This window comes from Streptomyces sp. NPDC038213, assembly GCF_055600495.1.
This window is the reverse complement of record NZ_JBVJYM010000001.1, coordinates 457,497-484,406: the sequence shown is the minus strand read 5'-3', so window position 1 is coordinate 484,406 and position 26,910 is coordinate 457,497. Positions and strand designations below refer to the sequence as shown.

Genomic DNA, 26,910 nt, shown 5'->3' with positions numbered 1-26,910 from the left:
GCCCATGTCCCGTGCCTTGGCACCCCCCGAATTTCGAGCCTCCGGGAGATTCCGCAGTGACCGAGCCCCTCTCCGAGCACACCGCTGATGTGATCGTCGTCGGAGCCGGGCCCGCCGGCTCGACCACCGCGTACTACCTGGCCAAGGCCGGACTCGACGTCCTGCTGCTGGAGAAGACCGCCTTCCCCCGCGAGAAGGTCTGCGGCGACGGCCTGACCCCGCGCGCCACCAAGCAGCTCGTCGCCATGGGCATCGACGTCTCCGAAGAGGCCGGCTGGCTGCGCAACAAGGGCCTGCGGATCATCGGCGGCGGGGTCCGGCTGGAGCTGGACTGGCCCGAGCTGGCCTCCTTCCCGGACTACGGGCTGGTGCGCAAGCGCGACGACTTCGACGAGACGCTGGCCCGGCAGGCGCAGAAGGCGGGCGCGCGGCTGTACGAGCGCTGCAACGTCGGCGAGCCGGTCCGCGACGAGCGCACCGGGCGGATCACCGGCGTGCACGCGAAGCTCGGCGAGGAGAAGACCGCCGCCGTCTTCCGCGCCCCGCTCGTGGTCGCCGCCGACGGCAACTCCTCCCGGCTGTCCCTGGCGATGGGGCTGCACCGGATGGAGAACCGCCCGATGGGCGTCGCCGTCCGCACGTACTTCACCTCGCCCCGCCACGACGACGACTACCTGGAGTCCTGGCTGGAGCTGTGGGACCGGCGCGGCGCGCAGGACCGGCTGCTGCCCGGCTACGGCTGGATCTTCGGCATGGGAGACGGCACCTCCAACGTCGGCCTGGGCATCCTCAACTCCTCCGCCGCCTTCAAGGAGCTGGACTGGCGCGAGGTCCTCAAGGCCTGGTGCGCTTCCATGCCGGAGGACTGGGGCTACACCCCCGAGAACATGACCCAGCCCATCCGCGGCGCGGCCCTGCCGATGGCCTTCAACCGGCAGCCGCACTACACCAAGGGCCTGCTGCTCGTCGGCGACGCGGGCGGGCTCGTCAACCCGTTCAACGGCGAGGGCATCGCCTATGCGATGGAGTCCGGCAAGATCGCCGCGGACGTCATCGTCCAGGCCCACGCCCGCGCCACCCCCGCCCAGCGCGAACTGGCCCTGCACAACTACCCGAAGGTCCTCAAGGAGACCTACGGCGGCTACTACAGCCTGGGCCGCGCCTTCGTGAAGCTGATCGGCAACCCGAAGGTCATGAAGATCGCCGCCCAGCGCGGCCTGACCCACCCCATGCTGATGCGCTTCACCCTGAAGATGCTGGCCAACCTGACCGACCCGGCAGGCGGCGACGCGATGGACCGCATCATCAACGGCCTGACGAAGGTGGCCCCGAAGGCCTGAGGCCCGGAAGTCCCGGCGCCCGCGTCGGAGTTCCGGCGCGGCGCGGGATCGCTGTGCCGGGGCGGGGGCCGTTCGTACGTCCTCCCGCCCGCATCCTCCCGCCCCCGGCCCGCCTACCGGCGCAAGGCCTCCGCCGGGGGGATGCGGGCGGCGCGGAGGGACGGGTAGAGGCCGGCGAGGATGCCCGTCAGGGCGCCCGTCGCGGGGGCCGCGGCGACCAGGAGCGGGGGGACCGCCGGGGTCCAGCCCTGGGCCGCGGACACCCCGACCACGGCCAGCACCCCCAGCGAGGTGCCGACCAGCCCGCCGAGGCCGCCCAGCGCCGCCGATTCGGCGAGGAACTGCACGGCGACGTGCCGCCCGCGCGCGCCCAGCGCACGGCGCAGCCCGATCTCCCCGGTGCGCTCCAGCACCGCCACCAGCGTGGTGTTCGCGATGCCGAGCGCCCCGACGGCCAGGCAGACCCCGGCGAGCAGCAGGAACAGCGAGCCCAGGTCCGAGGTGACCGCCGAGCGCAGCGCCTTCGGGTCGGGCGGCGGTACGGCCCTCAGGTGCTCGGGCCGGTCGGGCCGCAGCGCCCGCGGGGCCAGGTCGGCGATCTGGCGGGCCGCGCCCGGCCGGGTGGACACCAGCATGCGGGCCGCCCCCGGCCCCGGCGGACCCCACAGCTCGGCCGCCGTGGCCCGCGGGACGAGCACCGAGAGCAGGTGCTCGGGCTGCCGCTGTACGTCGTCCAGGATCCCGGCCACGGTGAACGGCTCCCCGCCGATGAACACGGCGGGGCGGGTGGCCAGGGTGCTGATCCCGAGCCGGGCCGCGGCCCCGGCGCCGAGTACGGCGACCCGCTGGCGGGTGCGCTCGGAGAACTCGTCGTACAGGCGCCCCTGGAGCAGCCGGGGGGCCAAGGCCCGGACCGCGCCCGGCGAGGCGGCCACCAGTTCCGGACCGCCGCCGGACTCCGCCGGGCCGCCGGACCCGTACCCGCCCCCGGGCACGGCCGAGGTGCCGGGGGCCGGGCGCACCGGCCACAGCACCCCCGCGTGCTCCACCCCCGCCAGCACCCGGATCCGCCGCTCGGCGTCGGCGGGGAAACCGGGTCCGGCGAACTCGTCCTGCCGCCCGGCCACGTCCTCGACCGTCACGGAGGTGGCGGCCAGCGCGTCGAAGCGGGAGTCGATCTGCGAGGACACGGTTGCGGTCAGCCCGAGGACCGCCACGAAACTGCCGACCCCGAGCACGGTCCCGAGCGCCGTCAGCCCGGCCCGCCCGGGCCTGCGCACCATCCCGGCCAGCGCCTCCCCCCACACGTCCCCCACCCGGAACCGCGTCCGCGGGACGGGGGCCGGGGGACAGACAGCGGGGTGCGGCTCGGTGGCCCCGGCTGCGCCCGCCCGGTCCGTCGTCGCGCCCGCGTCCGTCCGCCGGGTCACCGCGGGGGCCGGGCGGGGGCGGGCTGCGGTTCCGTCAGGCGGCCGTCGCGGAGGTGGAGGGTACGGGTGCCCAGGGCGGCGACCGCGGGGTCGTGGGTGATCACCAGGACCGTCATCCCGGCCGCGTTCAGGTCCCGGAGCAGGCCGAGGACGGAGGCCGCGCTCGCCGAGTCCAGGTTGCCGGTCGGCTCGTCGCACAGCAGCAGCGACGGCCGGCCCACCAGGGCGCGGGCCACCGCGACCCGCTGCCGCTCCCCACCGGACAGGTGCCCCGGCACGGCGTGCGCGCGGTGGCCGAGACCGACCCGCTCCAGCGACTCCCGTGCGCGCGCGGCCCGTTCGGCACGCCGTACCCCGGTGTAGAGCAGGGCGAGGGCGACGTTCTCCAGCGCGCTGCGCTGCGGCAGCAGGTGGAAGGACTGGAAGACGAACCCGATCCGGCGTCCGCGCAGCGCCGCCCGCTCGCGCTCCGGCAGTGTCCCCGTGTCGATCCCGTCGAGCAGGTACCGCCCGCGGGTGGGCGCGTCGAGCAGCCCGGCCACGTTCAGGAAGGTGGACTTCCCCGAGCCCGAGGGCCCGACCACGGTCACGAACTCCCCCCGGCCCACGCCCAGATCGCAGTCCGCGAGCGCCTCGACCGGGGGCGGGCCGGGGTACGTCAGCCCCACCCCGCGGAACTCGATGACGTTCACCCGCCCCCGCCCCCGGCGGCCGGGCCCGCGGTCCCGGTGACGACCCGGGCCCCCTCGGCCAGCGAACCGGCCACCACCGGTACGACCTCCACGTACCCGTTCCCGCTGGTGCCCGTACGCACCTCCACCCGGCGCCCGGTCCCGCCGGCCCCCGGCGGGCCGGGGCTGCCGTCCGCCCCGGCCGCCGGGAGCACGGTGACCGCCGTACGCCCGTCCGCGCCCGCCGACACGGCGGTCACCGGCACCACCAGCGCCTCCCCGTCCGTCGCCGCGGCCTCCACGGTCAGCCGTACGTCCTGCCCGGCGAAGCCCGCCGGCAGCGGGGCGTCGGGGCGTACGAGCATCCGGTAGCCGAGGTCCACGGGGGCGGCCGCCGCGGCGCCGGGCGCCGCCTCCCGCCCCGTACCGGCTGACCCGGCGGCGGCGCCCGCCGGGTCCCGCTGACCCGCGGACCGCTCCCCGGCGACGAGCACCACCCGGCCGCGGACCTCGCGGCCGAGCACCTCGGAGGAGACCAGCACCCGCATCCCGGGGCGCAGCAGCCGCCTGCGGTCCTCCTTGAGCCAGGCCTCCACGAGGAGTTCGCCAGCGGAGAGCGTGAGCAGCGGGCCCGCCACGGGGCCGCCGAGCCGGGCGCCGACCGAGCCGACCCGGGCCGGGAACGTGCGCAGGAACACCGCCTCGGCTGCGGGCAGCATGGGGCCGGCCGCCGCCTCCGCCGCGGCGAGCCGGGCGCGGGCGGCCGCCAGGCCCTGGCGCGCCCGCGCCACCGCCCGGTCCGCCGCCGCCACGTCCCCCCTCCCGTACACCGCCACCCGGCCCCCGGCCCCGCGCCCCATCGCCGCGCGGGCTGGAGTTGCTGTGGGTGTCGGGGGCGGGGCCTCGCTGTGGGGGGAGTTGGCGGTCGTGTAGGCCGGGGCGGTCTTGTCGTCCGGGTTCGGGGCGGGGGATGTGTCTCCGTCCTCGTCCCGGTCGTCGCTGTCGGCGTCATCGTCCGCAGGCGCATCCCCGTCCCCGGCCGGGGGGCGGGGGGTGCGGGCCGTGCGGGCGGCGGCGGTGGCGTCTTCCAGGGTCCAGCGGGCCTCCCGTACCGCATCCTGGGCGGTGCGGACGGCCTCGCCGCCGTCCGGGACGGCCGGGACCGGGGGGTAGCCCGCGGCCCGGTAGAGGGACGCGAGGGCCGATTCCGTGCCGGGGCCGAAGCGGCCGGGGCGGTCGGGGGCCGTGCGGTGGCCCAGGGCGCGCAGGGCCCGCTGGAGCTGGGCCACGTCCGCGCCCTCCGCCCCCGGCCGCAGGTCCCGGTACCCCGGCAGTGCGCCCGGCAGCGCGAAGACCGGCCGGCCGGAGACCTCCGCGAGCAGAGCGCCGGGCCGCACGGGGTCCCCCGGCCGCAGCGGGAGCCGGGTCACCACGGCGGCCCCGCCCGCCCCCGCAGCCGCGGGCGGCGGCGCCACCTCCACGCTCTGGTCGGCGACCACGGCCCCCCGCATCACCACGGTCTCGGCCAGCACCCGCCGCTCCACCGCGGCGGTCAGCGGTTCCTGTACGGGCGGGCGGGCCCGGGCGGCGAGTTGGGCGGGGGAGGCGACCAGGGCGGTGGCCAGCAGCCCGCCGGTGGTCATGAGCGCGGCTCCCGCGGCGATCCCGTAGACGACGCGCCGCCCGCGCACGAGCGCATCCTTCGGCATGAAGGCGCATCCTAGGAACCGCCTCCCGAATCGAACAAGTGCCGTACCAGCCAGGCCGGTTGTCTACTTGCGCCGCACCGCGCCGGGCCGTTGACTCCGACGGCCCCGCGGAGAGCCCGCCCCGGCAGAACGACGCAGACGCAGACGCACACGCAGACGCAGACGGTGAGGAAGAGCGCAGTGGACGTACGCCGCCCCCGCAGCCGGCCCCGGGTCCGGACCGGGACCCGGACCCGGAGCCACCCCCGGCCCCGCGCCGCCCGCCGGGCCCCGGCGGTCGCCGCCCTGCTGCTCGCGCTGCTCGCCGCCGCCGCGACCGGCTGCACCGGCGGGGGCGGCGGCGCAGGCGCGGAGGACGGCGGCCCGCCCCCGCTCGGCCCGGTGGCCGTGAACCCGCCGACCGCCTCGCTCGCGCTCCCCCTCGACGCGTACGAGGACACGGAGGAGGAGGCCGCCCGGATGGCGGCGGCCCAGCAGCGCCTGGTCACCCGCTGCATGAGCCGCTTCGGCTTCGCGTACGAGCCCCCGCCCTCCCGCCGCACCGCAGCCGCGCCGACCGCGGCCGGCGGCCGCGCCGACCGCCACCGCTACCTCTACGGCCTCGCCGACCCCGCCCACGCCGCCGCGCACGGTTACGACCGCGAGGCCGGCGCCGCGCCCCCGGCCCGCCGCCCCGAACCCCCGCTGAGCGACAGCGCCCGCACGGTCCTGCACGGAGAGCGCCCCGGCGCCCGGGGCGGCACCGGGCCGGACCCGCGGACGGAGGAGGAGGCGGCCCGCGTCGACAGCGGGATCAGCGTGGGGGGCCGCAGGGTGCCGCCGGGCGGCTGCCTGCGCGAGAGCTACCGCAAGCTGTACGCGCCGCGCGAGGACAGCGTGGACCTGCTCTTCGCCTTCGGGCTGGCCGCGGAGGCCCACACCCGGGCCCGCCGGGACGCGCGCGTCGAGGCGGTGCTGGCGAAGTGGTCGGCGTGCATGGGCCGGTACGGGTACCAGGGCCTGGCCGACCCGTACGAGGCGCCCGAGCGGCTCGGCCTGGACGCCGACCCCGGCGGCCCGGCGGCGGTGGCGGCGGCGACCCGGGACGTGGCCTGCAAGCGGGAGGTGAACCTCGTCGGCGTGTGGGCGGCCGTGGAGGGCGCGTACCAGCGGCGGCTCGTCGAGAAGCACGCGGAGACGCTGGCGGCGTACGAGCGGCAGCGCGAGAGCCGCTTCCGCACGGCGGCCGGGCTCTCCTGACGCACCGTACGGCCCCCCGTACCCGGCATTCCGCCGGAAACGGACGAAGGGCCGGTACTCCGCCCCCGAGCGGGGGAGTACCGGCCCTTTCGCCGCGGTCCGGAGCCGGGCCGGGCAGCCGCTCCGCGACCGGGGTCCGTCAGAGGATGCGCACGGCGCCGTCCGGACGGTCCCAGTTCATGGAGTGCTTGGCCACGCCCGCGGACGGGTTCTGGGCACCCACGTACTGGCCGTTGCCCACGTAGATGGCCACGTGGTACGAGCTGCTGCGGCCGCCCCAGTACAGGAGGTCGCCCGGCTTGAGGTTGCTCAGGGAGACGGCGGTGCCGCGGCTGGACTGGTCGTACGAGATGCGGGGGAGCTTCACGCCGGCCTGGCGGAAGGCGCTCTGTACGAGGCCCGAGCAGTCGAAGGCCGAGGGGCCGGTGGCGCCGCGGACGTAGGCCTTGCCGACCTGCGCGAGCGCGAAGTTCACGACCTTGGCGGCGGCGGAGCTGCCGGCGCGGGAGCTGCTGTTGGAGCCGCTGTCGCCGGCGGTGCCCTCGTCCGCGGAGGGGGAGGAGCCCCCGCCGTCGCCGAGGGTGGAGCGGACCTTGCTCCGGGAGGCGCGCGCGGCGGTCTCGGCACGCTGGGCCTCGGCCTGAGCGGTGGCCTGGGCCTGCTTCTCGGCCTCGGCCTTGACCTCGGCGGCGGCCTTGGCCTTCTTCGCGGTGGTGGCGGCGCTCTTCTCGGCCGAACGCTCCAGCGCGGAGAGTTCGGTGTCGAGGGCGCGGGCCTTGGCGTCGTCCGCGGACTGCGTGACGGCGGAGGAGACCTGCGCGGCCAGGTCCAGGTCCAGGACCGGCATCTCGATGGTCTCGGTCCGGGCGTCCGACGACGGCGCGGCGCTCGCCGGCCCGGCCATCGCCAGGGTGCTGAGGACGCCACCGGCAACTCCGGCGCGGACCGCGAGCTTCGAGGCGCTGCGGCGGGGCTTCCGGTGGCTGGGTATGTGAGCGGTATGGGACATAGGAACAACCGCTATCAGGGGGTTGTGGTTTCCATCAAGAAACGTGGCCTGCGCCACAGTTGCCGCGGATTGGCCTGAACCGGGCGCTCCGGATGCCTTATTGACGCCGTAACGGACGAAACGGACAGCCCCTCATAAGCCTGTGATCAAGGGGTTTCCGCAATAAGTCCGAATTGGGCAGGTGCCTACCATCGACCGGGACGGATGGCCAAGCCCTCTTTTGCGGCCCTGCCTCCCGTGTGGCGCAGGTCACAACGACATCGCGGAATCCGGACAGCTCCGAGCCGGGCGCCTCCGCCTCCCCCCGGCTCGTGAACGCGCGCACGCACTCGCCGTCCGGTGCCGCCCGCCCGACGGCGTCCACTTCGGTCCCCGCGGGGTCCCCCGGGCGGGCGAAGCGCATTCCCGTACCACCATTCAAGCCGTGTGGCCAATTTGCATGCAGTGAACAACGTTTGATAGTGCGACACCGCTTTCCACCTGCACAGACACCCCCGGATGTCACCTTTGGTGATCATGTGTGTGCTTCGGGTGTGAAGATCACCGCTCATCGGACTTCATGATCGTTCGTCAGGTGGTGGAGATCACAAAGTCCTTGGCGTCACCCGTGTCGCAGATCACAGAGGGACGGGCATAGGATGCGCAGCAGTCCGGCTTGTGAACTGCCTCACATGTGCACGATCTTCGCGAGGCGGGACATGTGCCGAGCGAGTTGCGGTCCAACGGTCAAGGACGACTGGAAGGAGCGAGGAGCGTGAATGCCTACGCGCCCATCCTCGTGCTCGGCGCCCTCGGGGCAGGGTTTGCGATCTTTTCCGTGGTCATGGCCACGCTAATCGGCCCAAAACGGTACAACCGGGCCAAGCTTGAGGCGTACGAGTGCGGTATCGAACCCACTCCCACGCCGGCCGGCGGTGGTCGCTTCCCCATCAAGTACTACCTGACGGCGATGCTCTTCATCGTCTTCGACATCGAGATCGTCTTCCTCTACCCCTGGGCCGTCACGTTCGACGCCCTGGGGATCTTCGGGCTCGTCGAGATGCTGCTCTTCGTGCTCACCGTCTTCGTTGCCTACGCGTACGTGTGGCGGCGCGGCGGCCTGGAATGGGACTAGGGGCTTCACTGACATGGGACTCGAAGAGAAGCTGCCGAGCGGCTTTCTGCTGACCACGGTCGAACAGGCCGCGGGCTGGGTGCGCAAGTCGTCGGTCTTCCCCGCCACCTTCGGCCTCGCCTGCTGCGCCATCGAGATGATGACCACCGGCGCCGGCCGCTACGACCTGGCCCGCTTCGGCATGGAGGTCTTCCGCGGCTCCCCGCGCCAGGCCGACCTGATGATCGTCGCCGGCCGCGTCAGCCAGAAGATGGCGCCGGTGCTGCGGCAGGTCTACGACCAGATGCCCGCCCCCAAGTGGGTCATCTCCATGGGCGTGTGCGCCTCCTCCGGCGGCATGTTCAACAACTACGCGATCGTCCAGGGCGTCGACCACATCGTGCCGGTCGACATCTACCTCCCCGGCTGCCCGCCGAGGCCCGAGATGCTGATGGACGCGATCCTCAAGCTCCACCAGAAGATCCAGAGCTCCAAGCTCGGCGTGAACCGGGAAGAAGCCGCCCGCGAGGCGGAGGAGGCGGCCCTCAAGGCACTTCCCACCATCGAGATGAAGGGGCTGCTCCGGTGAGCGACTCCCACACCCCCACCGCGGACGAGTCGGGGACCGGCGTCCCCGCCCCCCGCAGCCAGGCCGGCGGCGAGGTCATCGGGGTCCGCACCGGGATGTTCGGCGCCCAGTCCGGCGCCGACACCTCCGGCTACGGCGGCCTGGTCCGCACCGTGGCGCTGCCCGGACCCGCCAACCGCCCGTACGGCGGCTGGTTCGACGAGGTGGCGGACGAGCTCGAAGGCGCCCTGGAGGAGCAGGACCTGGTCCCCGGCAACGCCATCGAGAAGACGGTGGTCGACCGCGGGGAGCTCACCTTCCACATCGCCCGCGAGCACCTGCTGCGGGTGGCCCGCACCCTGCGCGACGACCCCGCCCTGCGCTTCGAACTGTGCACCGGCGTCTCGGGGGTCCACTACCCCGGGGACAAGGGCCGCGAGCTGCACGCCGTCTACCACCTGCGCTCGCTCACCCACGGCCGGCTGATCCGGCTGGAGGTCTCGGCCCCCGACAGCGACCCGCACATCCCGTCCGTCGTCTCGGTCTACCCGACCAACGACTGGCACGAGCGCGAGGCCTACGACTTCTTCGGCCTGGTCTTCGACGGGCACCCGGCCCTCACCCGGATCATGATGCCGGACGACTGGCAGGGCTTCCCGCAGCGCAAGGACTACCCGCTCGGCGGCATCCCCGTCGAGTACAAGGGCGCCCAGATCCCGGCTCCCGACCAGCGGAGGTCGTACAGCTGATGTCCACCCACCACGACAGCCGCCCGGACTCCGGCACGGACGCCCACGCGTCCGCCCGCGAAACCACCGAGGGCACCGTCTACACCGTCACCGGCGGGGACTGGGACGAGGTCGTCCGCTCCGCGGTCAAGGCCGACGACGAGCGCATCGTCGTCAACATGGGCCCGCAGCACCCCTCCACCCACGGCGTGCTCCGCCTGATCCTGGAGATCGACGGCGAGACGGTCACCGAGGCCCGCTGCGGCATCGGCTACCTGCACACCGGCATCGAGAAGAACCTCGAGTACCGGACCTGGACGCAGGGCACCACCTTCGTCACGCGCATGGACTACCTGACCCCCTTCTTCAACGAGGCCGCGTACTGCCTCGGCGTGGAGAAGCTGCTCGGCATCACCGACCAGGTGCCCGACCGCGCCAGCGTCATCCGCGTGCTCCTCATGGAGCTCAACCGGCTCTCCTCCCACCTGGTGTGCATCGCCACCGGCGGCATGGAGCTGGGCGCGACCACGATCATGATCTACGGGTTCCGGGACCGCGAACTCATCCTCGACGTCTACGAGCTGATCACCGGCCTGCGCATGAACCACGCGTTCATCCGCCCCGGCGGCCTCGCCCAGGACCTCCCCCCGGGCGCCGTCGACCAGCTCCGCGAGTTCGTCAAGACGATGAAGAAGAACCTGCCGGAGTACGACAAGCTCGCCACCGGCAACCCCATCTTCAAGGCCCGCATGCAGGACGTCGGCCACCTCGACCTCACGGGCTGCATGGCCCTCGGCGCCACCGGCCCGATCCTCCGCTCCGCCGGCCTCCCGCACGACCTGCGCAAGACCGACCCCTACTGCGGGTACGAGACCTACGAGTTCGACGTGCCGACCACCGACACCTGCGACTCGTACGGGCGGTTCCTGATCCGCCTGGAGGAGATGCGCCAGTCCCTGCGGATCGTCGAGCAGTGCCTGGACCGGCTGGAGCCCGGACCGGTCATGGTCGCCGACAAGAAGATCGCCTGGCCCGCCCAGCTGGCCATGGGACCCGACGGGCTCGGCAACTCCCTCGACCACATCAAGAACATCATGGGCACCTCCATGGAAGCCCTCATCCACCACTTCAAGCTGGTGACCGAGGGTTTCAGGGTCCCCGCCGGACAGGCCTACGCGGCCGTCGAGTCCCCCAAGGGGGAGCTGGGCGCCCACGTGGTCTCCGACGGCGGCACCCGCCCCTTCCGGGTCCACTTCCGCGACCCGTCCTTCACCAACCTGCAGGCCATGGCCGCGATGTGCGAGGGCGGCCAGGTCGCCGACGTCATCGTCGCCGTCGCCTCCATCGACCCCGTGATGGGAGGCGTCGACCGATGACCGACCAGCAGATCAGCCTCGGGATGCCGCAGCTCCCCGCCCCCGAGTTCCCGCAGGAGGCACGGGAACGCCTGGCGGCGGACGCCCGCGAGATCATCGCCCGCTACCCCGACAGCCGCTCCGCGCTGCTGCCCCTGCTGCACCTCGTGCAGTCCGAGGAGGGCCACGTCTCGCGCACCGGCATCCGCTTCTGCGCCGAGACCCTGGGCCTGACCACCGCCGAGGTCACCGCGGTGGCGACCTTCTACACGATGTACCGCCGCAAGCCCTCGGGCGACTACCAGGTCGGTGTCTGTACGAACACCCTGTGCGCGGTCATGGGCGGCGACGCCATCTTCGACGAGCTCAAGCAGCACCTCGGGGTCGGCAACAACGAGACCACCGAGGACGGCAAGGTCACCCTCGAGCACATCGAGTGCAACGCGGCCTGCGACTTCGCCCCCGTGGTGATGGTCAACTGGGAGTTCTTCGACAACCAGACCCCCGAGTCCGCGAAGGCCCTCGTCGACGACCTGCGCGCCGGCCGCCCCGTGGAGCCGACCCGGGGCGCGCCCCTGTGCTCGTACAAGGAGACCGCCCGGATCCTCGCGGGCTTCCCCGACGCGCGCGAGGGCGCCGTCGAGGCGAGCGGCGGCGCCGGCCCCGCCTCCCTGGTGGGCCTGCGGATCGCCCGCGGCGAGTCCGTGCAGACCACGATCGTCCACCCGCGGGGCGAGTCCGGAACCCAAGGAGGGGAGTGATGACGGTGACCTCCGAACTCAACGACGGGGGCCCCTCCCGGCCCCAGCCCGGGGGCGGCACCAGCCCGGACAAGCTCCTCGCCCCCGTGCTGTCGGCCTTCTGGGACGACCCGCGGTCCTGGACCCTGGAGACCTACCGGCGCCACGAGGGCTACGAGGGACTGCGCAAGGCCCTCGCCATGAGCCCCGACGACCTGATCGCGTACGTCAAGGACTCCGGCCTGCGCGGCCGCGGCGGCGCCGGCTTCCCCACCGGGATGAAGTGGCAGTTCATCCCGCAGGGCGACAACAAGCCGCACTACCTCGTCGTGAACGCCGACGAGTCCGAGCCGGGCACCTGCAAGGACATCCCCCTCCTCTTCGCCAACCCGCACTCCCTCATCGAGGGAATGATCATCGCCTGCTACGCGATCCGCTCGCAGCACGCGTTCATCTACCTGCGCGGCGAGGTGGTCCCCGTCCTGCGGCGCCTGCACGAGGCCGTACGCGAGGCCTACGAGGCCGGGCTCCTCGGCAAGGACATCCTGGGCAGCGGCCTCGACCTCGACATCACCGTCCACGCGGGCGCGGGCGCGTACATCTGCGGCGAGGAGACCGCCCTCCTCGACTCCCTCGAGGGCCGGCGCGGCCAGCCCCGGCTGCGGCCCCCCTTCCCCGCCGTGGAGGGCCTCTACGCCTGCCCCACCGTGGTGAACAACGTCGAGTCCATCGCCTCGGTTCCCGCGATCCTCAACCGCGGCAAGGACTGGTTCAAGTCGATGGGCACCGAGAAGTCCCCCGGCTTCACGCTCTACTCGCTCAGCGGGCACGTGGCCAACCCCGGGCAGTTCGAGGCCCCCCTCGGCATCACCCTGCGCCAGCTCCTCGACATGAGCGGCGGGATGCGCCCCGGCCACCGGCTGAAGTTCTGGACCCCCGGCGGCTCCTCCACCCCGATGTTCACCGACGAGCACCTCGACGTGCCCCTCGACTACGAGGGGGTCGGCGCCGCCGGCTCGATGCTCGGCACCAAGGCCCTGCAGTGCTTCGACGAGACCACCTGCGTGGTCCGCGCGGTCACCCGATGGACCGAGTTCTACGCCCACGAGTCCTGCGGCAAGTGCACGCCCTGCCGCGAAGGCACCTACTGGCTCGTGCAGTTGCTCCGCGACATCGAGGCGGGCAAGGGCGTGATGTCCGACCTCGACAAGCTGAACGACATCGCCGACAACATCAACGGCAAGTCCTTCTGCGCCCTCGGCGACGGGGCCGCGAGCCCCATCTTCTCCTCGCTCCAGTACTTCCGCGCCGAGTACGAGCAGCACATCAGGGGCCAGGGCTGCCCCTTCGACCCCAGCAAGTCGACCCTCTGGGCCGACACGGAGGTGACCGCATGACCGCCCCCGCCGAGGACCTGGTCACGCTGACCATCGACGGCGTCCAGATCTCCGTGCCCAAGGGCACGCTGGTCATCCGGGCCGCCGAGCAGCTCGGCGTCGAGATCCCCCGGTTCTGCGACCACCCCCTCCTCGACCCCGCCGGCGCCTGCCGCCAGTGCATCGTCGAGGTCGAGGGCCAGCGCAAGCCCATGGCCTCCTGCACCATCACCTGCACCGACGGCATGGTCGTCAAGACCCAGCTGACCTCGCCCGTGGCCGACAAGGCCCAGCGCGGAGTGATGGAGCTGCTGCTCATCAACCACCCGCTGGACTGCCCGGTCTGCGACAAGGGCGGCGAGTGCCCCCTGCAGAACCAGGCCATGTCGCACGGCAACGCCGACTCCCGCTTCGAGGGCAGGAAGCGGACCTACGAGAAGCCCGTACCGGTCTCCACGCAGGTCCTCCTCGACCGCGAGCGGTGCGTGCTCTGCGCCCGCTGCACCCGCTTCTCCAACCAGGTCGCGGGCGACCCGATGATCGAGCTCGTCGAGCGCGGCGCCCTCCAGCAGGTCGGCACCGGCGAGGGCGACCCCTTCGAGTCGTACTTCTCCGGGAACACCATCCAGATCTGCCCGGTCGGCGCCCTCACCTCCGCCGCCTACCGGTTCCGCTCCCGCCCCTTCGACCTGGTCTCCTCCCCGAGCGTGTGCGAGCACTGCTCCGGCGGCTGCGCCACCCGTACCGACCACCGGCGCGGCAAGGTCCTGCGCCGGCTGGCCGCCGAGGACCCGCAGGTCAACGAGGAGTGGGTCTGCGACAAGGGCCGGTTCGCCTTCCGGTACGCCCAGCGCCCGGACCGGCTCACCACCCCGCTCGTCCGCAGCGCCGAAGGGGTCCTGGAGCCGGCGAGCTGGCCCGAGGCCCTGGAGGCCGCCGCCCGCGGACTGGCCGCCGCCCGCACCGCGGGCGCCGGGGCGGCCGTGCTCACCGGCGGCCGGGTCACCGTCGAGGACGCCTACGCCTACGCCAAGTTCGCCCGGGTCGTGCTCGACACCAACGACATCGACTTCCGGGCCCGGGTCCACAGCGCCGAGGAGGCCGACTTCCTGGCCGCCGCGGTCGCGGGCCGCGGCCACGACCTCGGCGGGACCGGGGTCACGTACACCTCCCTCGAAGCCGCCCCCGCCGTGCTGCTCGCCGGGATCGAAGCCGAGGAGGAGGCCCCCGGGGTCTTCCTGCGGCTGCGCAAGGCCCACCGCAAGCACAAGCAGCGGACCTTCGCCCTCGCCCCCTTCGCGACCCGGGGCCTGGAGAAGGCGGGCGGCACCCTGCTGCCGGCCGCACCCGGCACCGAGACCGCATGGCTCGACGCCCTGGCCTCCCGCACCGGCCTGGAGGAGGGCGGGCACGCCGCCGCCGAGGCCCTGCGCCTGCCCGGCGCCGTGATCGTCGTCGGCGAGCGGCTCGCCGCCGTCCCCGGCGCGCTCACCGCGGCGGTCCGGACGGCCGCCGCCACCGGCGCCGACCTGGTGTGGATCCCGCGCCGGGCCGGCGAGCGCGGCGCGGTGGAGGCGGGGGCCCTGCCCTCGCTGCTGCCCGGCGCCCGGCCGGCCACCGACCCGCGCGCCCGCGAGGAGGTCGCCGGTCTGTGGGGGCTGGACGAACTCCCGCACCGCTACGGCCGCGACACCGGCCAGATCGTGGAGGCAGCCGCCTCCGGCGAACTCGGCGCGCTGGTCGTCGGCGGGGTCGACGTGGACGACCTGCCCGACCCGGAGCGGGCCCGGGTGGCCCTGCGCGAGGCCTTCGTGGTCTCGCTGGAGCTGCGGCCCGGCGCCGTGACCGAGCGGGCCGACGTGGTGCTGCCGGTGGCGGCGGTGGCCGAGAAGGCCGGCGCCTTCCTCAACTGGGAGGGCCGGATGCGGCCCTTCGAGGCGGCCCTCAAGCCCGACCAGATGACCCGTCCGCTGGCCCCGTCCGACACGCGGGTGCTGCACATGCTCGCGGACGCCGCCGACCGGCCGCTGTACCTGCCCGACGTGCACGCCGTCCGCGCCGAACTGGACCGGCTCGGCACCTGGGCGGGGGAGCGGGCCGCGCACTCCACCGCGGACGGGCGCCCCGCGCCCCGGCCCGCCGCCGGCGAGGCCGTGCTCGCGGGCCACCGCCTGCTGCTCGACCTCGGCCGGCTCCAGGAGGGCGACGAGGCCCTGGCCGGCACCCGCCACCCGGCGACCGTCCGCCTCTCCGCCGCCACGGCCGCCGAGACCGGGGTCAAGGACGGCGACCCGCTGGCGGTCACCGGCCCGGCCGGGCGGACCGTGCTCCCCCTCCAGGTCACCGAGATGCCCGACCGCGTGGTCTGGCTCCCGCTGAACTCGACCGGCTCCGGGGTCCTCTCCGACACCGGCGCCCGCCCCGGCACCCTCGTCCGGATCGGCCCGGCCGAACTGCCCCAGCCCGCCGCGGAGCCGGAGGTGCGGCCGTGACCGAGCCCCTCGCCGCGATCCGCGGCGGCCATGTCCTTCGGCCGGGCCGGCGCCCGGCCCCCGCACGGGAGGTGCGCGCGTGACCCGCCTCGCCCAGTTCGCGGCGCACCAGCCGCACGTCCTCGCGGCCGAGGACCTCTCCCTCTTCGGCCGCGACGTCTGGTGGCTGGTCGTCATCAAGGCGGTGTTCTGCTTCGCCTTCCTGATGGTGACCGTCCTGTTCTCCATCGTGTGGGAGCGCAAGGTCGTCGCCTGGATGCAGCTGCGCATCGGCCCCAACCGGCACGGCCCCTGGGGCATGCTCCAGTCACTCGCCGACGGCATCAAGCTGATGCTGAAGGAAGACATCATCGTCAAGCGGGCCGACAAGGCCGTGTACGTGCTGGCGCCGATCGTCGCCGCGATCCCCGCCTTCATGGCGATCGCGGTGATCCCCTTCGGCCCGGCCGGCAACGAGGTGTCGATCTTCGGCCAGCGCACCACGATGCAGCTGACCGACCTGCCCATCGCGATGCTCTACATCCTCGCGGTGGCCTCCGTCGGCATCTACGGCATCGTGCTGGCCGGCTGGTCCTCCGGGTCCACGTACCCGCTGCTCGGCGGACTCCGGTCCTGCGCGCAGATGATCTCGTACGAGATCGCGATGGGCGCGGCCTTCGCCTCGGTGTTCCTCTACTCCGGGTCGATGTCGACCTCGGCGATCGTGGAGGCGCAGGCCGACCGCTGGTTCATCGTGCTGCTGCCGGTGTCCTTCATCATCTACGTGATCACGATGGTCGGCGAGACGAACCGCGCGCCCTTCGACATGCCCGAGTCCGAGGGCGACCTCGTCGGCGGCTTCAACACCGAGTACTCGTCGATCAAGTTCGCGATGTTCATGCTGGCCGAGTACGTCAACATGGTCACCGTCTCGGCGGTCTCGGTCACCCTCTTCCTCGGCGGCTGGCGGGCCCCCTACCCGGTCAGCACCTTCTGGGAGGGCGCCAACCACGGCTGGTGGCCGCTGCTCTGGTTCGTCATCAAGGTGCAGCTGCTCCTCTTCTTCTTCATCTGGCTGCGCGGCACCCTGCCCCGCGTCCGCTACGACCAGCTGATGAAGCTCGGGTGGAAGGTCCTCATCCCGGTCTCGGTGCTGTGGCTGATGCTCGTCGCGAGCGTCCGCGCCCTGCGCAACGAGAACTACGACTTCCAGTCGATCGTGCTGTACGTCGGCAGCGCCGTCCTCGGGATCCTGCTGATCTCCTTCGCCGCGGACGCCTTCCGCGACCGCCGGGCGAAGAAGGCCCCGGACGCCGCGGCCGCGGCCCCCGCCTTCGACCCGATGGCGGGCGGCTACCCGGTGCCGCCGCTGCCCGGCCAGACCCTTCCGCCCGTACCGCGCCGACGCCCCCGCCACGAGCGGGAGCTGATGGTCAGCGGCGGCACGCATACCGACAGTGACCGAGAGGAGGGTGCTGAGAATGTCTGACGAGAAGTGGCAGAACCCGGTGGCCGGCTTCGGCGTGACCTTCAAGGCCATGTTCAAGAAGCGGCTGACCGAGCAGTACCCGGAGCAGCAGAAGACCACCGCTCCGCGCTTCCACGGCCGGCACCAGCTCAACCGCCACCCGGACGGTCTGGAGAAGTGCATCGGCTGCGAGCTGTGCGCCTGGGCCTGTCCCGCCGACGCGATCTACGTGGAGGGCGCGGACAACTCGGAGGAGGAGCGCTACTCCCCGGGTGAGCGGTACGGGCGGGTCTACCAGATCAACTACGCCCGCTGCATCCTGTGCGGCCTGTGCGTGGAGGCCTGCCCGACCCGCGCCCTGACGATGACCAACGAGTTCGAACTGGCCGACTCCAGCCGCGAATCGCTCATCTACACCAAGGAGCAGCTCCTCGCCGGGCTGACCGAGGGCATGGTCGAGGCCCCCCACTCGGTCTTCCCGGGGACGGACGAGCAGGACTACTACCGCGGGCTCGTCACCGGCGCCGCGCCGGGCACGGTCCGGCAGACGGCCGTCTCCAAGGGCGAGGTGCCGCAGGACGGGCAGCAGGCCGAGGGGGTGGGGGCGTGAGCGCCATCGCCGCTTCCTCCCTCGCCGGCGCCGAGGCCTCCTCGCTGGCGGCCTCGCTGACGTCCACGGGCGAGGCGGTCCAGTTCTGGGTGCTCGGCATCACCGCCGTGATCGGCGCGCTGTGCACCGTCCTGATGAAGAAGGCCGTGCACAGCGCCCTGTGCCTGGCCGGGACGATGGTCATCCTCGCGGTCTTCTACCTGGCCAACGGGGCGTACTTCCTCGGCGTGGTCCAGGTCGTGGTGTACACCGGCGCGATCATGATGCTGTTCCTCTTCGTGGTCATGCTGGTGGGCGTCACGGCGGCGGACTCCCTGAAGGAGACCCTCAAGGGCCAGCGCTGGATGGCCGTCCTGTGCGGTCTGGGCTTCGGCATCCTCCTCATCGCGGGCATCGGCAACGCCGGCCTGAAGACCTTCAACGGGCTCGGCCGGGTCAACTCCGGCGGGCACGTGGAGGCCCTGGCCCAGCTGATCTTCACCAAGTACGTGTTCGCCTTCGAGATCACCGGCGCCCTGCTGATCACGGCCGCCGTCGGTGCGATGGTCCTGACGCACAAGGAGCGCACCGAGCGGGCCGCGACCCAGCGGGAGCTGGCCGAGCGGCGCGTGCGCGAGGGGGTCCAGCTGCCCCCGCTGCCGGCCCCCGGCGTCTACGCCCGGCACAACGCCGTGGACGTCCCCGGCCTGCTGCCCGACGGCACCCCCTCGGAGCTCACCGTCAGCCAGACCCTGCGGGCCCGCGGGCAGGTCCGCGACGTATCGGCCCAGGCCCTCGGCGAGCTCAGGGCCCTGGAGCAGCGCTCGGCGGAGCGGCTCGGCCGCGAGGCCGGGACCGGCCGCGAGGAGGCGGCGAAGTGAATCCGGTCAACTACCTCTACCTGGCCGCCCTGCTGTTCACCATCGGCGCGTCCGGCGTGCTGATCCGGCGCAACGCGATCGTGCTGTTCATGTGCGTGGAGCTGATGCTCAACGCCTGCAACCTGGCCCTGGTGGCCTTCTCGCGGATGCACGGCAACCTGGACGGCCAGATCCTCGCGTTCTTCACCATGGTCGTCGCCGCCGCGGAGGTCGTGGTGGGCCTGGCGATCATCGTGTCGCTGTTCCGTACCCGCCACTCGGCCTCGGTCGACGACGCCAGCCTGATGAAGCTGTAAGGGGCGTTCACAGTGGAGAATCTGATTGCGCTGCTGGTGGCGGCGCCCCTGCTCGGGGCGGCGGTGCTGCTCTGCGGCGGCCGGCGCCTCGACCGCACCGGCCACTGGCTCGGCACCCTGCTCGCGGCGGCCTCCTTCGGCATCGCCGCGGCGCTCTTCGCCGACATGCTGGGCCGGGAGGGCGACGACCGCTCCCTGCACCAGCACCTGTTCAGCTGGATCCCCGTCGAGGGCTTCCAGGCGGACATCGCCTTCCAGCTCGACCAGCTGTCGATGACCTTCGTCCTGCTGATCTCCGGGGTGGGCACGCTCATCCACGTGTACTCGATCGGGTACATGGAGCACGACGAGCGCCGCCGCCGCTTCTTCGGGTACCTGAACCTCTTCCTCGCGGCGATGCTCCTGCTGGTCCTCGCCGACAACTACCTCCTGCTGTACGTCGGCTGGGAGGGCGTGGGCCTGGCCTCGTACCTGCTCATCGGCTTCTGGCAGCACAAGCCCAGCGCGGCCACGGCCGCCAAGAAGGCCTTCCTGGTCAACCGGGTCGGCGATATCGGCCTGTCCATCGCGATCATGCTGATGTTCACCACCTTCGGCACCTTCGCCTTCGGGCCGGTGCTGGGCAGCGTGGGCGAGACCTCCGAGGGCACGCTGACCGCCATCGCGCTGATGCTGCTCCTCGCGGCCTGCGGCAAGTCCGCCCAGGTGCCGCTGCAGTCCTGGCTCGGGGACGCGATGGAGGGCCCGACCCCGGTCTCGGCCCTCATCCACGCGGCCACGATGGTCACCGCGGGCGTCTACCTGATCGTCCGCTCCGGGGCCGTCTTCAACGCCTCCCCGGACGCGCAGCTCGTGGTCGTCGTGGTCGGCGCCGTCACGCTCCTCTTCGGTGCGGTCGTCGGTTGCGCGAAGGACGACATCAAGAAGGCCCTGGCCGGCTCGACCATGTCCCAGATCGGGTACATGATCCTGGCCGCCGGACTCGGCCCGATCGGCTACGCCTTCGCCATCATGCACCTGGTCACCCACGGCTTCTTCAAGGCCGGCCTCTTCCTCGGCGCCGGCTCGGTGATGCACGGGATGAACGACGAGGTGGACATGCGCCGCTACGGCGGCCTCCGCAAGTACATGCCCGTCACCTTCGTCACCTTCGGGCTCGGGTACCTGGCCATCATCGGCTTCCCCGGCCTGTCCGGCTTCTGGTCCAAGGACAAGATCATCGAGGCGGCCTTCGCGAAGGGCGGCACCGAGGGCTGGATCCTGGGCGCGGTCACCCTGCTGGGCGCGGCCGTCACCGCGTACTACATGACCCGCGTCATGCTCCTCACCTTCTTCGGCGAGAAGCGCTGGCAGCCCGATGCGGAGGGCAACGAGCCCCACCCGCACGAGTCGCCCAAGTCCATGACCCTCCCGATGATCGTGCTGGCCTTCGGATCGGTCTTCGCCGGCGGCCTGTTCAGCTGGGGCGACGCCTTCGTCAACTGGCTCAAGCCGGTGACGCAGTTCGAGCACGGGCACCCCCCGCTGAGCGCCGCGGCCATCACGGCGTCCACGGTCGTCGTCATGATCCTCGGCGTCGGCACCGCCTGGGCCCAGTACGGCAGGAAGCCCGTACCGGTCGTCGCCCCGCGCGGCTCGCTCCTCACCCGGGCGGCCCGCCGGGACCTGCTCCAGGACGATTTCAACCACGTCGTGCTGGTGCGCGGCGGCGAGCACCTGACCCGCTCGCTCGTGTACGTGGACCACAAGCTGGTCGACGGGGTGGTCAACGGCACGGCCGCCTCGGTCGGCGGGCTGTCCGGCCGGCTGCGCAAGCTGCAGAACGGCTACGCCCGCAGCTACGCGGTCTCGATGTTCGGGGGCACGGCGATCCTGATCGCCGCGACCCTGCTGATGAGGGCGGTGTGAGATGAGTTTCCCGCTTCTGACGGCGACGGCCGCGCTGCCCGCGCTCGGCGCGGTCCTCACGGCGGCCGTCCCGGCCTCCCGCCGGACCGCGGCCAAGTGGCTCGCGCTGCTGTTCTCCGTGGGCACCCTGGCCCTCGCGGCCCTGGTCGCCGTCCGCTTCGACCCCGGCGGCGACCGCTACCAGCTCACCGAGTCCCACTCCTGGATCAAGGACTTCGGGGTGCGGTACGAGCTGGGCGTCGACGGCATCGGCGTGGCCCTGATCGGGCTGACCGCCCTGCTGATCCCCTTCGTCATCGCGGCGGGGTGGAACGACGCCGACCCGCTGGAGACCAAGTCCAGCCGGTGGCGCCCGACCCAGGGCTTCTTCGCCCTGATCCTCATGGTCGAGGCGATGGTGGTCATCTCCTTCGCCGCCACCGACGTGTTCGTCTTCTACATCTTCTTCGAAGCCATGCTCATCCCGATGTACTTCCTCATCGGCGGCTTCGGGGACCAGGCCCACAGCGGCTCCGACGAGAACGCGGCCACCCAGCGCTCGTACGCGGCGGTCAAGTTCCTCCTCTACAACCTGGTCGGCGGCCTGATCATGCTGGCCGCCGTCATCGGGCTGTACGTGGTCGCCGGCAGCTTCTCCCTCCAGGAGATCGCCGCCGCCCGCGAAGCGGGCACCCTCGAGATCGCGACCAACACCGAGCGGCTGCTCTTCCTCGGGTTCTTCTTCGCCTTCGCGGTGAAGGCCCCGCTGTGGCCGCTGCACACCTGGCTGCCCAACGCCATGGGCGAGGCCACGGCCCCGGTCGCGGTGCTGATCACGGCGGTGGTCGACAAGGTCGGCACCTTTGCGATGCTCCGCTTCTGCCTCGGCCTGTTCCCGGAGGCCAGCAAGTGGGCCACCCCCGTGGTCCTGGTCCTGGCCCTCATCAGCATCGTCTACGGCGCCCTGCTGGCCGTCGGCCAGCGCGATATCAAGCGACTGGTGGCGTACGCCTCCATCTCGCACTTCGGCTTCATCATCCTGGGCATCTTCGCGATGACCTCCCAGGGCCAGTCCGGCGCCACCCTCTACATGGTCAACCACGGCCTGTCGACGGCCGCCCTGATGCTGGTCGCCGGATTCCTGATCTCGCGGCGCGGCTCGCGGCTCATCGCAGACTACGGCGGGGTGCAGAAGGTGGCCCCGGTGCTCGCCGGCACCTTCCTGATCGGCGGGCTCGCGACCCTGTCGCTGCCCGGACTCGCCCCGTTCGTCAGCGAGTTCCTGGTCCTGGTCGGCACCTTCGCCCGGTACCCGGTCGCGGGCATCGTGGCCACGCTCGGCATCGTGCTCGCAGCGCTCTACACCCTGGTGCTGTACCAGCGCACGATGACCGGACCGGTGAAGGAGGAGGTCCGGTCCATGCCGGACCTCAGGGTGCGCGAGCTGCTCGTGGTGGCCCCGCTGATCGCGCTGCTGATCGGCCTCGGCGTCTACCCCAAGCCGCTCACGGAGATCGTCAACCCGGCGGTGGAGCACACGATGTCGGACGTGAACCTGAAGGACCCCGAGCCTGAGGTGGAGGCGGCCAAGTGAGCACGACAGCTGTCGGCCTGTGGGCCGCGGCGGCCGATCCCGTCGAGCGGATCCCGGCCCCGCAGATCGAGTACGCACAACTCGCACCCGTCCTGATCGTGATCGGCGCCGCCATCATCGGGGTCCTCTTCGAGGCCTTCGTACCGCGCAGGTACCGGCACTACGCGCAGGTCTTCCTCGCGGTCGCCGCCCTCGCCTCGGCCTTCGCGGCCGTGGTGGGGCTGGCCGCCGCGGGGTACGGGTCCACGAAGGCGCAGATCGCGGCCATGGGCGCGATCGCGGTGGACGGGCCCGCCCTGTTCCTCCAGGGCACGATCCTGCTGGCCGCCCTGGTGTCGGTGTTCACCTTCGCCGAGCGGCGCCTCGACCCGAAGGCGCACGGGAAGAAGGTCGACTCCTTCGCGGCCCAGGCGGCCTCCGTCCCGGGCGGCGACAGCGAGAAGGCCGCAGTCAAGGCCGGGTTCACCACCAGCGAGGTCTTCCCGCTGACCATGTTCGCCGTCGCGGGCATGCTGATCTTCCCGGCGGCCAACGACCTGCTGACCCTGTTCGTGGCCCTGGAGGTCTTCTCCCTCCCGCTGTACCTGCTCTGCGCCCTCGCCCGCCGCCAGCGGCTGATGTCGCAGGAGGCCGCGGTGAAGTACTTCCTCCTCGGCGCCTTCTCCTCCGCGTTCCTCCTCTTCGGCATCGCCCTGCTGTACGGGTACGCGGGCTCGCTCTCGTACGCGCAGATCGCCGACGTGGTCGACGGCACGGTCCAGAGCGTGGACCCGGCCCTCGCGGCCACGATGGGCAACGACGCCCTGCTGCTGATCGGCGGCGCCCTGATCCTGACGGGCCTGCTGTTCAAGGTCGGCGCGGTGCCGTTCCACATGTGGACCCCGGACGTGTACCAGGGTGCCCCGACCCCGGTGACCGGCTTCATGGCGGCCGCCACCAAGGTCGCGGCCTTCGGCGCCCTGCTGCGGCTGCTGTACGTGGTCCTGCCGGGCCTGCGCTGGGACTGGCGGCCGGTGATGTGGGGGATCGCGATCGTCACCATGCTGGCCGGCGCGGTGGTCGCGGTCACCCAGACCGACGTCAAGCGGCTGCTGGCGTACTCCTCCATCGCGCACGCCGGTTTCATCCTGGCCGGTGTCATCGCCACCTCGGAGGAGGGGGTCTCCTCCGTCCTCTTCTACCTGGGCGCGTACTCCTTCGTCACCATCGGCGCCTTCGCGGTGGTCACCCTGGTCCGGGACGCGGGCGGCGAGGCCACCCACCTGTCCAAGTGGGCCGGACTCGGCCGGCGTTCGCCGCTGACCGCGGCGGTCTTCGCGGTCTTCCTGCTGGCCTTCGCGGGCATCCCGCTGACCTCCGGCTTCGCCGGGAAGTTCGCGGTGTTCAAGGCGGCGGCGGAGGGCGGCGCGGGCGCGCTGGTCGTGGTCGGCGTGATCGCCTCGGCCATCGCGGCCTTCTTCTACATCCGGGTGATCGTCCTGATGTTCTTCAGCGAGCCGAAGGCCGACGGCCCGACGGTCGCCGTCCCCTCCCCGCTGACCATGACGGCCATCGCGGTCGGCGTGGCGGTCACGGTGGTGCTGGGCGTGGCCCCGCAGTACTTCCTGGACCTGGCGGGCTCGGCGAGCACCTTCGCCCGCTGACCCGTCCACTGCACCGGCCGAAGGGCCCGGCCCCCGCGCGCGAGCGGGGGCCGGGCCCTTCGGGGTGTGTGCGGGCGGGGTGCTACCGGCGGCGCTTGGAGGTGATCTCGGTGAGGTCGAGGTCGAGGTCGAGGGGGAAGGGGACGGCGAGCTTGAGCCGGTCGCGGAAGATGCCGGTGGGTACGTACTCCTCGGTGGCGGGCTCGCGCTCGAAGACGTACACGACGGCGCGGCCGCTCTCGTTCTCCACCCGCCAGTAGTGGGGGATCCCCGCACGCGCGTACTTGATGTGCTTGGTCTCCCTGTCGCGGCTGACCGATTCCGGCGAGACCACCTCGATGGCCAGCAGCACCGAGGCACCGGGCAGCCGGGTCACGTCCGGGTCGTCGCTCACCTCGTCCGCCGCGACCACGATGACGTCCGGCTCGGGCCGGTTGCGCCGGTCCAGGTCGATGGTGAACTCGCGCAGGACGTCGTACTGCTCGGGGGCCAGCGTGTGCAGCTGCCATTCGAAGAAGCTGACGGCACGCATGTGGAAGCGGGTTTGCGGACCCGCGAAAACGAGGCTCCCGTCGATCAGCTCCGTGTGCGGAGGCAGGTCCGGAAGCGTGTCCAGGTCGTCGCCGGTCCAGCCGTCCGCGGGCGGAATCGGCCGGCGGTACGCGCGCTTGCGCTCGGGGATCTCGGGATCGACGCCCATAGGTAGTGCTCCCATGCGACGGAGTCTCGCGAGTCCGTCCAGCGTATCGCCGGGGAACGGCCGTCGGCCGCCCGCACGTGTGAACGTCACCCGGGTGTTGACGGGACCCCGGTCACTGGGGGGAGGGCGGGGCGGTGGATCCCGGAGGGCAGGTGACCGACGGGTTCCACATCTTGAAGAGGCCGTCCGGGTTCGCCTCGTACATCCAGGCGTGCAGGTCGTAGTGGACCGGCATGTCCGGGGCGTGGCCCGGCATCGGGCCGTCGAAGTCCACCCCGAACAGGGAGGGCTTGTCCCCGTCGGTCTTCAGGTCCTGGTCCTCGTCGGGGACCAGCCACTCCAGGCCGAGGAGCTGCCGCTTGCCGTCCGGGCCGCGCTCGGCGCCGTAGAGGAGGGCGGCGGGCTTCGCCGGGTCCACGGAGCCCATCTGGGACTCCTTGATGTAGTGGTAGCCCATGCCGCCGCTGCCCTCGGGGTCGGTGACGCAGTACTTGTCGGGCACGTACCCGTCCCTGATCGCGGCGTTCTCGTCCACGTACTTGGCGGATGCGAGGTACGCCTTGGCCAGGTCGACTGCGGGCTGCGGGTCCGCGCCGGGCGACGCGTGGGCGGGGGCGGCCGTCAGGGCCAGACAAGCCGCTGCCGCACCGACGAGGGGTGCCCTGAGATGTCGCGGGGACATGGCGCCTCCAGGGGGGGAGGGGGTGTACGGGCCCCCGGGGCCCGTACCTCCCTTCCACCTTCGCCCCGCCGGACCGCGGGCGCACCCCGTGCGGTCGTCAGGCGGCCGGGGCGGGCACGATCGTGCCGGTGACCTCGCCGAGGCCGGTGCGGGTGCCGTCCGGGCCGGGGGCCCAGGCCTTCAGGGTGACGGTGTCGCCGTCCTCCAGGAAGGTGCGCTTGCCGTCCGCGAGCTCGATGGCGTCGCGGCCGTTCCAGGTGAGCTCCAGCAGCGAGCCGCGCTGGGCGGCCTCGGGGCCGCTGACCGTGCCGGAGCCGAACACGTCTCCGGTGCGCAGCGAGGCGCCGTTCACGGTCATGTGCGCGAGCTGCTGCGCGGCCGTCCAGTACATGGAGGCGAACGGCGGGGCCGCCACCTCCTGCCCGTTGATCTCCACGGTGATCCGCAGGTCGAAGCCGCCGGGGCGGGCCCCGGAGTCGTCCAGGTACGGAAGCAGCGGGAAGTCCCGGGCGGGCGGGCTCACGCGGGCCGCGTCCAGGGCCTCCAGCGGGGTGACCCACGCGGACACGGAGGTCGCGAAGGACTTGCCGAGGAAGGGGCCCAGCGGCACGTACTCCCAGGCCTGGATGTCGCGGGCCGACCAGTCGTTCAGGAGGAAGAGGCCGAAGACGTGGTCCTCGAAGGAGCCGAGCCCGACCGGGCGGCCCAGCTCGGAGGGGGCGCCGACGACGAAGCCGACCTCGGCCTCGATGTCGAGCTTGATGCTGGGGCCGAAGACGGGCGCGGGGTCCGCGGGGGCCTTGCGCTGCCCGGAGGGGCGGACCACCTCGGTGCCCGAGACCACGATGGTGCCGGAGCGGCCGTGGTAGCCGATCGGCAGGTGCTTCCAGTTGGGGGTGAGGGCGTCGCCGTCGGGGCGGAAGATCCGTCCGACGTTGGTCGCGTGGTTCTCGCTCGCGTAGAAGTCCACGTAGTCCGCGACCTCGTACGGCAGGTGCAGGGCCACCGCGTCGAGGGGGAGCAGCAGCGGCTCCACGGCGGCGCGGTGCGCGGGCTCCGTGACCCAGGCGGTCAGTTCGGCGCGGACCGCGCTCCAGACCGGGCGGCCGGCGGCCAGCAGCGGGTTCAGCGAGGGCGCGCCGAGCAGGTCTGCGTGGCCGGACCCCAGGGCGGCGGCGGCCGCGCCGGCGTCGAGCACGTGCCCGCCGATCCGCACTCCGATGCGGCGCCGCTGCGGCTCGTCCGCGGTCGTGAAGACGCCGTAGGGGAGGTTGTGCGGCCCGAACGGGTCGCCCTCGGGGAGGTCGAGGGGGCTCTGCTGGGGCATGGGGTGCTGCCTCGCTTCCATGGGTGTCGTACGGGGTGCGGAGCCGGTGTCGTACCGGCTGCCGCGGACCCGCGCCGGCGCCCGGTCCGGGGGTGGCCCGGGAGGACGCGGCGC

Annotated in this window: 23 protein-coding genes; 16 read left to right on the top strand and 7 right to left on the bottom strand. The window is 72.6% G+C overall.

Translation table 11 applies throughout. The features are described from left to right. The first annotated feature begins 56 nt into the window (after window positions 1-56). Window positions 57-1,340: a geranylgeranyl reductase family protein gene (locus ACZ7JZ_RS02250; protein ID WP_470932216.1), complete on the top strand. Its 1,284-nt coding sequence runs from the start codon at window positions 57-59 to the stop codon at window positions 1,338-1,340. Window positions 1,341-1,453: 113 nt separating this feature from the next. Here ACZ7JZ_RS02250 and ACZ7JZ_RS02245 read toward each other — a convergent pair whose 3' ends face one another. From ACZ7JZ_RS02245 to ACZ7JZ_RS02235, 3 genes are all read right to left on the bottom strand, one after another. Continuing rightward, window positions 1,454-2,656, bottom strand: coding sequence for an ABC transporter permease (locus ACZ7JZ_RS02245; RefSeq protein ID WP_470932214.1), 1,203 nt, complete (start codon window positions 2,654-2,656; stop codon window positions 1,454-1,456). A 110-nt stretch (window positions 2,657-2,766) separates the two neighbouring features. After that, window positions 2,767-3,462: an ABC transporter ATP-binding protein gene (locus ACZ7JZ_RS02240; RefSeq protein ID WP_470932212.1), complete on the bottom strand. Its 696-nt coding sequence runs from the start codon at window positions 3,460-3,462 to the stop codon at window positions 2,767-2,769. After that, window positions 3,459-5,150, bottom strand: coding sequence for a peptidoglycan-binding protein (locus ACZ7JZ_RS02235; protein ID WP_470932210.1), 1,692 nt, complete (start codon window positions 5,148-5,150; stop codon window positions 3,459-3,461). The genes ACZ7JZ_RS02240 and ACZ7JZ_RS02235 overlap by 4 nt, the downstream gene beginning before the upstream one ends. Before the next feature lie 165 nt (window positions 5,151-5,315). Between ACZ7JZ_RS02235 and ACZ7JZ_RS02230 the strand changes: the two genes are divergently transcribed. Then, window positions 5,316-6,389, top strand: a complete 1,074-nt coding sequence (locus ACZ7JZ_RS02230; protein ID WP_470932208.1) for a hypothetical protein — start codon at window positions 5,316-5,318, stop codon at window positions 6,387-6,389. Between the two features lie 139 nt (window positions 6,390-6,528). Here the strand turns inward: ACZ7JZ_RS02230 and ACZ7JZ_RS02225 are convergent, their stop codons facing one another. Beyond that, window positions 6,529-7,398, bottom strand: a complete 870-nt coding sequence (locus tag ACZ7JZ_RS02225; RefSeq protein ID WP_470932206.1) for a C40 family peptidase — start codon at window positions 7,396-7,398, stop codon at window positions 6,529-6,531. A 754-nt stretch (window positions 7,399-8,152) separates the two neighbouring features. On the opposite strand from ACZ7JZ_RS02225, the gene ACZ7JZ_RS02220 reads away from it, so the two are divergent. The 14 genes from ACZ7JZ_RS02220 (at window position 8,153) to nuoN (ending at window position 24,087) form a co-directional block, all read left to right on the top strand. Beyond that, window positions 8,153-8,512: an NADH-quinone oxidoreductase subunit A gene (locus tag ACZ7JZ_RS02220; protein WP_003992243.1), complete on the top strand. Its 360-nt coding sequence runs from the start codon at window positions 8,153-8,155 to the stop codon at window positions 8,510-8,512. A gap of 13 nt (window positions 8,513-8,525) precedes the next feature. Further along, window positions 8,526-9,080, top strand: coding sequence for a NuoB/complex I 20 kDa subunit family protein (locus tag ACZ7JZ_RS02215; RefSeq protein ID WP_470932204.1), 555 nt, complete (start codon window positions 8,526-8,528; stop codon window positions 9,078-9,080). After that, window positions 9,077-9,808: an NADH-quinone oxidoreductase subunit C gene (locus tag ACZ7JZ_RS02210; RefSeq protein WP_470932202.1), complete on the top strand. Its 732-nt coding sequence runs from the start codon at window positions 9,077-9,079 to the stop codon at window positions 9,806-9,808. The genes ACZ7JZ_RS02215 and ACZ7JZ_RS02210 overlap by 4 nt, the downstream gene beginning before the upstream one ends. Next, window positions 9,808-11,163 carry an NADH-quinone oxidoreductase subunit D gene (locus ACZ7JZ_RS02205; protein ID WP_470932200.1) on the top strand — a complete coding sequence of 452 codons (1,356 nt, stop codon included), beginning with the start codon at window positions 9,808-9,810 and terminating at the stop codon, window positions 11,161-11,163. Before ACZ7JZ_RS02210 ends, ACZ7JZ_RS02205 begins: the two co-directional genes overlap by 1 nt. Beyond that, entirely contained in the window at window positions 11,160-11,903 is a 744-nt protein-coding gene (gene nuoE / locus ACZ7JZ_RS02200; protein WP_470932198.1) for an NADH-quinone oxidoreductase subunit NuoE, read from the top strand. Before ACZ7JZ_RS02205 ends, nuoE begins: the two co-directional genes overlap by 4 nt. Then, window positions 11,903-13,279, top strand: coding sequence for an NADH-quinone oxidoreductase subunit NuoF (gene nuoF / locus ACZ7JZ_RS02195; protein WP_470932196.1), 1,377 nt, complete (start codon window positions 11,903-11,905; stop codon window positions 13,277-13,279). Before nuoE ends, nuoF begins: the two co-directional genes overlap by 1 nt. Then, on the top strand, window positions 13,276-15,750 hold the full coding sequence (locus ACZ7JZ_RS02190; protein WP_470932194.1) for an NADH-quinone oxidoreductase subunit G: 2,475 nt from the start codon (window positions 13,276-13,278) through the stop codon (window positions 15,748-15,750). The genes nuoF and ACZ7JZ_RS02190 overlap by 4 nt, the downstream gene beginning before the upstream one ends. Window positions 15,751-15,829: 79 nt before the next feature. Then, window positions 15,830-17,218 (top strand): NADH-quinone oxidoreductase subunit NuoH, encoded by a 1,389-nt coding sequence (nuoH, locus tag ACZ7JZ_RS02185; protein WP_470932192.1) that lies wholly within the window; start codon window positions 15,830-15,832, stop codon window positions 17,216-17,218. Continuing rightward, window positions 17,211-17,807: an NADH-quinone oxidoreductase subunit NuoI gene (nuoI, locus tag ACZ7JZ_RS02180; RefSeq protein ID WP_470932191.1), complete on the top strand. Its 597-nt coding sequence runs from the start codon at window positions 17,211-17,213 to the stop codon at window positions 17,805-17,807. The genes nuoH and nuoI overlap by 8 nt, the downstream gene beginning before the upstream one ends. Then, the gene (locus tag ACZ7JZ_RS02175) at window positions 17,804-18,667 is read left to right on the top strand and encodes an NADH-quinone oxidoreductase subunit J (protein WP_470932189.1); all 864 of its coding nucleotides are present in this window, start codon (window positions 17,804-17,806) and stop codon (window positions 18,665-18,667) included. Before nuoI ends, ACZ7JZ_RS02175 begins: the two co-directional genes overlap by 4 nt. Next, window positions 18,664-18,963: an NADH-quinone oxidoreductase subunit NuoK gene (nuoK, locus tag ACZ7JZ_RS02170; protein ID WP_470932187.1), complete on the top strand. Its 300-nt coding sequence runs from the start codon at window positions 18,664-18,666 to the stop codon at window positions 18,961-18,963. The genes ACZ7JZ_RS02175 and nuoK overlap by 4 nt, the downstream gene beginning before the upstream one ends. Window positions 18,964-18,975: 12 nt before the next feature. After that, the gene (gene nuoL / locus ACZ7JZ_RS02165) at window positions 18,976-20,871 is read left to right on the top strand and encodes an NADH-quinone oxidoreductase subunit L (protein WP_470932185.1); all 1,896 of its coding nucleotides are present in this window, start codon (window positions 18,976-18,978) and stop codon (window positions 20,869-20,871) included. 1 nt (window position 20,872) lies between these two features. Further along, window positions 20,873-22,444, top strand: a complete 1,572-nt coding sequence (locus ACZ7JZ_RS02160; protein WP_470932183.1) for an NADH-quinone oxidoreductase subunit M — start codon at window positions 20,873-20,875, stop codon at window positions 22,442-22,444. Continuing rightward, a complete protein-coding gene (gene nuoN, locus ACZ7JZ_RS02155) occupies window positions 22,441-24,087 on the top strand; it encodes an NADH-quinone oxidoreductase subunit NuoN (RefSeq protein ID WP_470932181.1) in 1,647 nt (548 codons plus the stop codon). Before ACZ7JZ_RS02160 ends, nuoN begins: the two co-directional genes overlap by 4 nt. Before the next feature lie 82 nt (window positions 24,088-24,169). Here nuoN and ACZ7JZ_RS02150 read toward each other — a convergent pair whose 3' ends face one another. The 3 genes from ACZ7JZ_RS02150 to fahA all read right to left on the bottom strand — a co-directional run bounded on the left by ACZ7JZ_RS02150 (window position 24,170) and on the right by fahA (window position 26,796). Beyond that, window positions 24,170-24,787 carry a Uma2 family endonuclease gene (locus ACZ7JZ_RS02150; protein ID WP_470932455.1) on the bottom strand — a complete coding sequence of 206 codons (618 nt, stop codon included), beginning with the start codon at window positions 24,785-24,787 and terminating at the stop codon, window positions 24,170-24,172. A gap of 112 nt (window positions 24,788-24,899) precedes the next feature. Next, complete coding sequence (locus tag ACZ7JZ_RS02145; RefSeq protein WP_470932179.1) at window positions 24,900-25,469, bottom strand: hypothetical protein; 570 nt, start codon at window positions 25,467-25,469, stop codon at window positions 24,900-24,902. 97 nt (window positions 25,470-25,566) lie between these two features. Beyond that, a complete protein-coding gene (gene fahA, locus ACZ7JZ_RS02140) occupies window positions 25,567-26,796 on the bottom strand; it encodes a fumarylacetoacetase (RefSeq protein WP_470932177.1) in 1,230 nt (409 codons plus the stop codon). Between the last annotated feature and the right edge of the window lie 114 nt (window positions 26,797-26,910).